This window comes from Cognatundibacterium rugosum (assembly GCF_014284365.1).
Lineage (GTDB): Bacteria > Pseudomonadota > Gammaproteobacteria > Burkholderiales > Burkholderiaceae_D > Undibacterium > Undibacterium rugosum.
In genome coordinates, this window is sequence record NZ_JACOGG010000038.1 from 1 (window position 1) to 9,154 (window position 9,154).

The window sequence follows — 9,154 nt, forward strand, 5'->3', positions numbered from 1 at the left end:
AGAAGTACTATTCAAATTAAGCCGGTATGTTATCTGCAAGACTTATTTACAGTGGATCATGCGAGAGGGATGGGGGTTGGCAGAGCACTGATAAACGCTGTGTATAACACTGCCAAGGCTGTCGGAACTCAACGTGTTTACTGGCAAACACAAGAAACGAATACGATAGCCATGCAACTGTACGACCAAATGGCTCAAAAAATTCCGTTTGTGGTGTATCACAAAAAGCTTTGACTAGTCGCTTGTACGAAGGGGAAATACCAATGGAGGTGCTTTATTTAGCGATACGCACCTGCCGTTGGCGAACCAATATTTCATTCTGATCACATATTGCTGCGGCAAGGATTGTTCACCCTTCTGAACAAGGTCCCCACAACACTTTAGAGCGAGCAGTGTTTTACCAGTTACGGTTATTTGGATTTGCGGAATCCTGCAAGTCCAATGGGACTGCGGTGCATTGATCTCCTCAAAATTGGAACGACATTCCCAAACAGCATGTGCAACATTGACCTCCATTTCTCGCCCGTAGAGGCCATGTTTATCGGTCACAATGCCGACTTTGCCCCCTTTACATCGAAAATCGGATAGCCTCAAGTATAGAGTTCAGGAAAGCTATCCGGTAATCATAAGCAGAAAGTCAGGGCCTAAGGAAAGACCCAGTGAAGAATTCTGCATAAACAGATAAAAAAGTGGTTACTTCTTTTCTTTTTGTGTGAATGGTGAAACTGTTGAGGAAACCGACTCTGGTACATTAATACCCATTGCAGCGTACAATGCTACCGTGTCGACGTAACGGCTTAGACGTGCCTGCAAAAAAGCCAGACTGGCCTGTTGCTCGGTCAGTTGCGCCTGCAACACTGTCTGCAATGGAATTGCGCCAGCTGCACGTTGCTTGCGAGCGATTTCCAGTGCTCTTAGGCTAGCCTGCTGCCCCTTACTGTTCAATTGCCACTGCTGTCTATCTACATCTAGTGCCCGTAAGGTATCGGCGACATTCTGAAACGCATTCAGCACTACGCTGCGATATTGCGCCGCTGCCTGCTGATACTGCGCCTCAGCTGAACGTTGCTGATGCAACAGCGCACCGCCACGGAATACTGGCTGCGTTAGGTTCGCCCCCAGATTCCAGAAAGAAGAATTACCCTTCAGCAGATTTGCAAGCGTCAGGCTGCTACTGCCCAGGCTGCTGGTTAGGCTCAGATTCGGCAAACGTGCGGCGATAGCAACCCCAACTTGCGCATTCGTAGCCTGTAACTGTGCTTCCGCGATACGGATATCCGGACGGCGCTCTAACAATTCAGACGGCACGCTCAATGGTAATTGCGAAGGCAATTGCAGTTGCGCCAGTGTAAATTCCACTGGCAGCTTATCGCCGGGTAGCAAGCCCAGCAATACCCTTAACTGACCACGCTGCTGATCAAGTGCACGCTGCACAGGTACTACACTGGCTTCAGCCTGAGCCAGTGCTGCCTCTTGGGTTGCGACATCCGCCGCTGATGCCACACCCAGCGCTTTTTGCTGACGGGTCAAGTCTGCTAGCTGACGGTTCGCCAGCAACTGCGACTGGGTAATCTGTAATTGCTCACGCAAACCGGCTTCCTGTACCACGGCCAGAATCACATTAGAAACCAGCGTCATGCGCGCGGCCTGCAACTGAAAACCAGCAGCGTCAACTTGCGCCATAGCTGCTTCGTTCTGGCGTTTTAAACCGCCTGCCAGATCGAGGTTATAGCTGACACTGACCTGCGCGGTATGCAACGTGTAAAAACTAGCACCAGAAGCTGCAGGACTGGCCAGGGGATCGGCCACTTTCTGGCGCGTCGGTTGCCAACTGGCATCCACCGAAGGGAGAAACCCAGCTCGTAAAACTGCCGCGTTTTCCTGCGCAACTTTCAGCGCCGCATTGGTCGCCTGCAAATCCGCATTATTGCTGAGCGCTGTTGTAATCAGCTGATTCAGAGACTCTGAACCGAAAACCTTCCACCAGCCATTCTGCAGATTCAGACCAGGCAGTAATAGCTGTACGACTGCTTCGTCATTAGCTTGGTAGTTTGCGTTGTCGGCCGATGTTTCCACATCGATACCAGTACGAACAGCTTGTTGCGGTAACCCGGCCTGATGTCCGGCCAGCAGATCCGGCCGCTGGTAATCTGGCCCGGCAGTACAGGCAGAAAGGACAGAAATACAAGCCAACCTCAGTAAAAATTTCAAAAACTGCATCATGCATCTCCTTCGCTGGTATCAAACTTTACCGGTTGTTCCGCGACTTTTTTATGGTTACGCACACTGGATTCAATCATGTAATACAAAGCTGGTAACACAATCAGCGTCAATGCGGTCGCGGTAATCAAACCACCAACGACCACTGTTGCTAACGGACGCTGCACGTCACTACCGAGACCATGCGCCATCGCAGCAGGAATCAAACCCAGTGCAGCCACCGTTGCTGTCGTTAGTACCGGACGCAAACGCTCACTGGCGGCATGAATTACCGCCTCTTTTAGGCTGATACCCGGCTGCTTACTCCAGCGGTTCAGATTCGAAATCATAATAATCGCATTCAGAACGGCCACCCCGAACAATGCAATAAACCCAACGGCAGACGATACATTCAGCGTCATATCGCGCAAGTGCAGTGCACATAAACCACCCAGTGTGGCCAGCGGCACGGCGGACAGAATCAGTGCTGGCTGACGGAGATTCTTAAATTCGCCGAACAACAGCACAAACATCAGCGCCAGTACCATCGGCAAAATCATGGTCAGTCGCGCCTGAGCCCTTTGCTGGTTTTCGAACTGGCCACCCCAATGAATAGAAACGCGACTGCGATCATACTGCACCTGCTTTTCAATAGCCGCATGGGCATCGTCCAGAAAGCCCGCTAGGTCACGGTTACGCAGGTTTAAACGCACGGTCAGATGGCGCTTGCCCATTTCACGAGTAATCGTGGTTTCACCTTCTGCGAATGAAATGCGCGCCACTTGCGACAAAGGAATTTGCGCGTTGGACGGTGTGACTAGTGTCAGATGACCAATCGCTTCCGGACTGTTCACCAGAGTATTTTTGAAACGGGCAGCAATGTTATAGCTGCGCTCATCAATAAATACTTGCGTCACCGGCGCACCGCCGATACCGGTTTGTATCAGACTCATCACATCCGTGACATTGATACCGAGCCGTGCAGCAGCCAGTCTATCGACATCAACTTTCAGCTGCGGAAGCGGTGGTTCCTGATCAATAATCACGTCCTCGGCGCCGGGAACCGCACTCAGAGTACGCACGACATCATTCGCAATACGGCGGGTTTCGCGGAAATCATTACCCATAACTTTCACAACTAGGTCGCTGTGTGCTCCTGCCAGTTTATCCAATACACCGTCAATCATCGGCTGACTGAAACCGACCTGCGTACCCGGCAGTTTTTTGAAGCGCTCTGCCATTTTTGCAATCAGTTCCTGTTTGCTCAATCCGCTTTTCCATTCACTGTAAGGATGCAATGTGACCGCCGTTTCGATATGCGAAGGCGTAAACGGATCCGTACCATCATCATTTCGTCCGAGCTGGGTAACAACGTGATTCACTTCCGGAAATTCCAGCGTTGCTTCGCGCAGCGCGTCCGCCATACGGGTGGCTTTATCCAGCGCAATGCCCGGTGGCAACGTCACTTGCAGCCAGATCGAACCTTCATCCAAATACGGAAGGAAGTCACGGCCAATGGTGGCACCACTGAAAATCACTGCCACAAGCGTCGCGATAAAAATACCGGTCACAACGCGGCTACGGCCCACTAGCCAGTTCAGCACCTGAGAGTAACGCGGCTTCAGCCATACCAGTACAGGATTATGGAAAATCTTCAGAGGTTTTTTCAATGCCATATACGACAGGCCCGGTATCAGCAGGAGTGCTACCAGCAAGGCACCCACTAGGGCGAAGCCCACGGCATAAGCCATCGGTGAAAACAGTTTGTATTCAATCCGCTGGAATGCGAACAGAGGTAAATACGCGATGATGATGACCAAAATCCCAAAAAACACCGGACGTGTGACCTGACGCACAGACTGCATAATGTCTTTACCATGCAGCGTTACGTCCGGTTCCTCTTCACGGCGGCGTAGTATGTTTTCCATCATTACAATCGCACCATCAACAATGATCCCGAAGTCAATTGCGCCTAGGGACAGCAAATTCGCAGGGATTTTGAAATGGTGCATCAAAATAAACGCAATCAGCAGCGATACTGGAATTGTGATCGCGACGATGATCGCTGCACGTGGGCTCCCCAGAAACAGCAGTAATACCAGCGTTACCAGCACAATCCCTTCAATCAGCGTATGGCTGACGGTATTCACCGTCGCATTCACTAGATTGCTGCGATCCATGTACGGTACGACATGCACATCTTTTGGCAGAATCTGTTCGTTCAATTCTTTCACCGCTTCATGCACACCCGCCATCACACGCGACGGATTTTCATTTTTCAGCAATAGCGTAATACCTTCAACCGAATCCGGATTATGATCAATACCCAGAACTCCATGGCGTTCCTGATGGCCGTAAGTGACTTGTCCAAGATCGCGCAACAGCACAGGTACACCGGCTTTTTGCGTGATCACGATATTGCCTAGGTCGTCCAGATTACGAATCAGGCCAACTCCACGCACCACCATGCCCTGCTCACCACGGGTCAGCACACTGCCACCAGCATTGGCGTTATTGGCGCTTATCGCAGCGGTAATTTGATTCAGCGAAACGTTATATTTACTCAGTGCTGCCGGGTCCAGCTCCAACATAAACTGTGTCGTGATGCCACCGAAATTGGCGACATCGACCACACCGGATACTTGTTTCAGGCGCGGAATCACTTTCCATAACTGCAATTCAGATAATTCACGCAGACTGCGGGTTTTCGATACCAAGGTGTAGCGGAAAATTTCACCAATCGGCGAGGTTAGAGGGTCCAGCCCCGGCTGTGCGCCGTAAGGTAGTGCCACAGTGCTGATACGCTCCTGCAAACGCTGACGGGACCAGTAATCATCTGCACCGTCTTTAAACACCACCGTGATCAGTGATAGGCCGAAGGTACTTTTAGAGCGCATCACATGCATGCCCGGGGTACCCATAATCTGACGTTCTAGCGGAATAGTGATTTGCTGCTCCACTTCTTCCGCGGCCAGACCATTCACCTGCGTCACAACTTGCGAAGTGGTGTCGGCAATATCGGGATAGGCTTCAAGCGGCAGTTGATTCCATGCAAACCAGCCGTACGCGGCGACCAGAAAAAACACCAGAGCTACAATACCGCGCCGGTTAAAGCACAGGGTTACCAGACGATCAATCATTGAAAATCACCCCGTCTTTCAGCAATACACGCTCGCCTGTTTTCAAGCCGCTCAGCACTTCGAATCGCCCGTTGTTCAGCGGGCCGACCGTCACTTCGCGCGCTACCAACTCTCGTGGTGCAACTTCAACATAGACTTTGCTTGCAAAACCGTGCTGTACCACCGCCGTTGCCGGAACCAGCAATCCCTGATGTGCACTGGTGCTCAACTCGGCTTTGGCAAACATGCCTGGTTTGAGCTTTTTATTTTGATTGTTTAAAGGAATGCGTACTTTAACGGAACGCGTATCTGTATCCAGCACGTCAGCGACATACTGCACTTTGGCTTGTACTGGTTCGGCATAAGCATCAAAACGAATCGTCACACTCTGCCCTTCAGAAAGCATCGCCAGATCTTTTTCTTTAGCGGATGCCGTCACAAACACTTTGGATAAATCCGCGATACTCATCAGCGGTTGATTCACATCATTCCAGTACGCACCCGGTGCCGCATTCAGCTCGACCACACGACCGGCAGCAGGTGCGCGCACAACTAGTTGATGACCCGGCAGCACATCACCGGCACTCTGTGCTTTCGCTCCCAGTAACCCCAGACGGGCTTCGGCTCGGCTCAGTTCCGCTTGTGCTTGCACGACGTCGCTCTGCGCCTGTTCCAGATCGCGTTTGGTACCGATATCGGCTTTATCCATCGTTTGCTGACGGTCTAACTGACGCTTGCTCAGACTCAGCGCAGCACGCGCTTTTTCCTGATCACTGAGTGCTTGCGCCAAATCAGCAGAATCAATGGTAAGCAGTACCTCACCGGCTTTCACCAGATCACCGGCCTGTTTGCGCACGACAGTAATACGACCCGACAAAGGAGTCATGATTTTTATAAAACGTAAAGGATCCGCCTCCACTACAGCGGGCAATTGCAAGGGCAATGCGACATCCTGAGGCTGTATTACAGCGATCTGCAAGGACTTCTCGAGCGCAGACTTCGGAACAACCAAAATATGTCCTTCCGCGTTACGTGAATAACCTTCTGCCTGCGCAGGCTTGTTATCCGCTGTTGCATGAGCATGCACAAATAACCAGAGTGCACTAGCAGCAACTGTTGCCGTTAGCAGCCCCACCACCAGATGTGGTCGCCGTATAGTTTTATGATTCATTGGTATACCTCCTTCATATAGCGTTTTGATCCTGACAGACCAAACAATACGCGTAGTGTAAGTATTGTTGCTGCAGCGCACACCTGAATCTTTTTTCAGGAAAGATAAGGAGAGTTTTAGCACTGTTATACTACGTAGTAATGAAATTCAGGAGTTAGAGCATGCATATCCTGCTGGTGGAAGATGACCTGAAAGCGGCACGCTTGCTGGCAAAAGGCCTAGAAGAAGAAAATTATCAGGTCAAACACTGCACTACCGCCGAAGAAGCATTGACACAAACGCTCGATACCTTTGATTTGCTGATTTTGGACTGGAATTTGCCCGGTATGGATGGAATGCTGCTTTGCAGCAAAATACGTAGCATAGGCGTATCAACACCTGTATTAATGCTGACAGCGCGCGACGCACTGCAGGACAAAGTGCAGGGTTTACGTCAGGGCGCGGATGATTATCTAGTAAAGCCTTATGCGTTTGAGGAATTACTGGCCAGAATTGAAGCACTGCGTCGCCGGGCCGAGCTGCAGGCGTGTGTCACTTTACAAGCCTTTGATCTGAGTCTGCATTTACAATCCCAAACTGCAGTTCGAGCAGGACAGGAAATTGAACTAACCCGTAAAGAGTTTGCGTTGCTAGAATTTCTTATCCGTCAGCAAGGGAAATTAATCAGTCGCCATCAGTTGGCAGAACATGTTTGGAAAGCTGATTTAATTGCGATTGACAATCTGATTGATGTACACATCAAAAATCTGCGTAAAAAAGTTGACCTACCCGGTTGTGAACCGCTGATACAAACCGTGCGCGGCCAGGGATTTGTGTTCGCCTTACCGGAGTAAACATGCTTTCTTTCCGTCAGCGTCTTGCCGTAATTCACAGTACTGCGATTACAGCGATTGTAGCTTGTGCAGCATTTGCTACCTGGTGGGGCTTATCGCATGAAATGAATCAGCAACTAGACCAGGCGTTGCTGGCAATCGCGGATGCAGAAGTTTCGGTACTCAACAGTGCTCCAGATCAGCCGGTACGGGTGCATGACCAGCAAACTGGGAAAGCTCCACCCTCGCTGGTGCGACTGGACAGGCTGGTGCAAATCGCCTTACGCGATGGAACGGTGATTGCTAAAAGTCAGAATCTCGGCGATGCAGACTTACCTTTGACCAGCGATATTCTGCAACAAACTGCCGATAACGAAACTGCACTGCTTACGATAAACAATTTTGGTGACGAGCCTTTACGTATGATTGCTGTGCCCGTACGTACTGCTGGTAAGCATTACATCGTACAGGTAGCTGGCTCGTTGGACGATACCGTGCGCATCGCCGATTACGCGACGGGTTTATTCAGTGTCCTTGCTATCGTACTGGTCGCTGCCGTGGTTTTTGTTGCCAACAATATGACCAAAAAAGTTTTTATGGCGATTGAAAATATCGCTAGCCAAGCAGACCGTATTGGGGATGCGAATCTGAGTGAGCGACTAGCACAATCATCCGATGCGGATGAAATTGCCCATCTGACCAGCACACTGAATCAGATGCTAGAGCGACTAGAAAATGCTTTTCTGATCGAACGCCGCTTTACGGCTGACGCTTCTCATGAAATGCGCTCGCCATTGACACGCTTGCGCGCAGAAATTGATATCTGTTTGCGCCGTGAACGCAGTCCAGAAGACTATCGTAATACGCTGCACTCTTGCCTCGAAGAAGTTAGTGGCATAACCAGTATGGTGGAAGAACTACTATTACTGGCTCGGATCGAAAGTGGCCAAGAAGACGATACCGATTCGCTGTGTCATACGCATAGATTGTTGGATGCGGTTGTTAGCGCCAATCGTAGCACTGCAGAAGCAAAGAACATTCAACTCACTGTTGATAATATGCATTTTGCGGACATACGCTTATCTGAACGGGCAGGTAAACTCATCCTAAATAATCTTTTAGAAAATGCAATTAAATTCAGTGACAATGGTGGCACCATACGATTACATGCTGCAACCGAAGGCGGACATTTACTTATTAACGTCGAAGATCGTGGCCCCGGTATCGCAGAACAGGATTTACCTCATATTTTTGAGCGTTTTTATCGCGGACAACGCGCTAAATCGAATGGTATTCCTGGTTCTGGTTTGGGCTTATCACTAGCAAATCATATAGCTACCCGCGCTGGTGCAAGTATCAGCGTTTCAAATACCGAAACTGGTGCACGCTTTACATTACATGTCCCATTGGTATAAGTTTGCAGATTATAAAGTCGATGCGAATCGCCGCAGCTGATGAATTCCTTAAATTTGTTGCTAAATACATAAGAAAAAATCCGTTCGTGGTGAAGATTTTGTGGCACGTTTGGGAAGTGAGGAATTCGTCTTATTTATGCCAAAAACTAATTTATTAGATGCTACTCATATAGCAGAGCGAGTACGAAGAACTATTGACAGTAGCGAATATACAAGCAGGGGCTTGTCAATTCACATAACGATCAGCCTGGGGTTAGTGCAGAGTTTTAAGGACTCTACTCATGCTGAGTTGTTTGAGCTAGCAGACATAGCGTAAGCACCTCACCAGCACCGTCATTGACTTTTGTTGTTTAACGCGAAGTCTGACTCAGGCTGCTTTTTATGCCAAACGATCAGCGACATTCCAAGGCAACAAATCAGCTACACGATTGATCGGAT

Annotated in this window: 7 protein-coding genes; 4 read left to right on the top strand and 3 right to left on the bottom strand. The window is 49.7% G+C overall.

The genetic code is table 11. The annotated features are described in order from the left end of the window. A partial coding sequence (locus H8K47_RS17760) for a GNAT family N-acetyltransferase (RefSeq protein WP_186882691.1) occupies window positions 1-234 on the top strand: 234 nt, incomplete at its 5' end. A 459-nt stretch (window positions 235-693) separates the two neighbouring features. Here H8K47_RS17760 and H8K47_RS17765 read toward each other — a convergent pair. From H8K47_RS17765 to H8K47_RS17775, 3 genes are read right to left on the bottom strand one after another with little or no spacing between them, the layout of a single operon-like run. Further along, complete coding sequence (locus tag H8K47_RS17765) at window positions 694-2,223, bottom strand: efflux transporter outer membrane subunit (RefSeq protein ID WP_186882692.1); 1,530 nt, start codon at window positions 2,221-2,223, stop codon at window positions 694-696. Continuing rightward, window positions 2,220-5,339 (bottom strand): efflux RND transporter permease subunit, encoded by a 3,120-nt coding sequence (locus H8K47_RS17770; RefSeq protein WP_186882693.1) that lies wholly within the window; start codon window positions 5,337-5,339, stop codon window positions 2,220-2,222. Before H8K47_RS17770 ends, H8K47_RS17765 begins: the two co-directional genes overlap by 4 nt. After that, window positions 5,332-6,489, bottom strand: a complete 1,158-nt coding sequence (locus H8K47_RS17775) for an efflux RND transporter periplasmic adaptor subunit (RefSeq protein WP_186882694.1) — start codon at window positions 6,487-6,489, stop codon at window positions 5,332-5,334. The genes H8K47_RS17770 and H8K47_RS17775 overlap by 8 nt, the downstream gene beginning before the upstream one ends. A gap of 161 nt (window positions 6,490-6,650) precedes the next feature. Here H8K47_RS17775 and H8K47_RS17780 point away from each other — a divergent pair, with 161 nt between their 5' ends. From H8K47_RS17780 to H8K47_RS18745, 3 genes are all read left to right on the top strand, one after another. Beyond that, window positions 6,651-7,322 (top strand): response regulator transcription factor, encoded by a 672-nt coding sequence (locus tag H8K47_RS17780; RefSeq protein ID WP_186882695.1) that lies wholly within the window; start codon window positions 6,651-6,653, stop codon window positions 7,320-7,322. Window positions 7,323-7,426: 104 nt separating this feature from the next. After that, the gene (locus H8K47_RS17785; protein WP_186882696.1) at window positions 7,427-8,716 is read left to right on the top strand and encodes a sensor histidine kinase; all 1,290 of its coding nucleotides are present in this window, start codon (window positions 7,427-7,429) and stop codon (window positions 8,714-8,716) included. A 64-nt stretch (window positions 8,717-8,780) separates the two neighbouring features. Beyond that, the gene (locus H8K47_RS18745; RefSeq protein WP_408057912.1) at window positions 8,781-9,032 is read left to right on the top strand and encodes a GGDEF domain-containing protein; all 252 of its coding nucleotides are present in this window, start codon (window positions 8,781-8,783) and stop codon (window positions 9,030-9,032) included. Window positions 9,033-9,154 lie beyond the last annotated feature (122 nt).